Consider the following 1,272-nt stretch of genomic DNA (forward strand, 5'->3'; position numbering starts at 1 on the left):
TGCATTCACATAGGTGACACTTTGATTGAGACATAACCGTTCTTCGCATCTCTCGCATTCACGTGACCCAGAATCACCGGGCCGAAGATCACATTCCACACCCCATCACCAATCATTTCCATTCCAATGGTCTGGTGACAGAGCAAATTTCCAACATATACCCGCATTCCATCTCTATTGATGATCCCGCTACTGTCAGCCAGGTAACTTTCGATATGGCTCGCATAGGTCATTTCCGGGAGCGTTTCTGGGGACATTCGACTTGAAGGGGTATAGCAAGCGGCAGGCGTTTTCTGGCCGAGCGCCTCGTGTCCACGCTCATAATTGTAGTGCTGCAAGAAGCGATCAAAGTGACGCTGCTGGGCTTCCCAGGCAATTGCCGACGGGTGAGGTAACGTACTTTTCAGCGTCCGGTGCATACGCTCATGCCGCCCATTCTGATCTGGGCGACCCGGCTCGATTCGCTCAGGAATGATCCCAAGTCTCATCCACCAGATCGACAGCTGTGATAGCCCCGCACGACTGGTGCTAGCAAACGGTATGCCGTTGTCAGTACGAATGCGTTCTGGCAATCCGTATTCACGGAAAACTCTCTCGAAGGTTTGCTGGGTTTCCTTAAAGTTGGTGCTACCCATACTCTGGCAGGCCAATAAAAAACGACTGGCATGATCCATGATCGTCAGCGGATAACACCAAACACCTGCGCCTGTCAGGTACTGCCCCTTGTAGTCAGCGCTGAACAACTGGTTGGGGTTTTCTGCCTTGCGTAAAGGCTTGGGGTAAACAGCCACACTCCGGCGTATTCGCCGAGGCGTGATCAAATCCGCGGCCTTCAGGATGTTGTAAATGGTGGTTTTCGACGGCGGATCTTGATCCGGAAAAAGAAGCATGAGGCTGTTCTGAATCTTCTTCGGACCGGGAATCGTCTCGCCAATCGAACGAAGCTCGATGATTGCCCGTTTAACCGCCAGGGGCACTAGGTAGGTTTGGTTGTGGCGGCAGCGACTGCGCTCATCAAGCCCGCTAGGGCCCTCCGTTTCGTAACGCCTGACCCATTTGTACCCGGTCTTGCGGCTGACCTCATAGTCCCGGCACAACTGGCTAAGGCTGTGCTTTTTGGACAGATAGTCGGCGATGAACATCACTTTAAGGTCCATAGGTTTCAGCTCTTTCCAGGGCATGGTCAGATCCTCGCGAAATCGACCCTGCCAGTTAAAAACTGTTACCTATGTGCGTGAACTGATTTGTAACCCATGTGGGTGAGTCATACCG

At 52.6% G+C, this 1,272-nt stretch carries 1 protein-coding gene; it reads right to left on the reverse strand.

Annotated features, from left to right (window positions below):
• Nucleotides 1-5: 5 nt before the first annotated feature.
• Entirely contained in the window at nucleotides 6-1,181 is a 1,176-nt protein-coding gene (locus B348_RS0110140; protein ID WP_017736008.1) for an integrase core domain-containing protein, read from the reverse strand.
• Nucleotides 1,182-1,272 lie beyond the last annotated feature (91 nt).

This window comes from Pseudomonas sp. CBZ-4 (genome assembly GCF_000346755.1).
Classification (GTDB): domain Bacteria; phylum Pseudomonadota; class Gammaproteobacteria; order Pseudomonadales; family Pseudomonadaceae; genus Aquipseudomonas.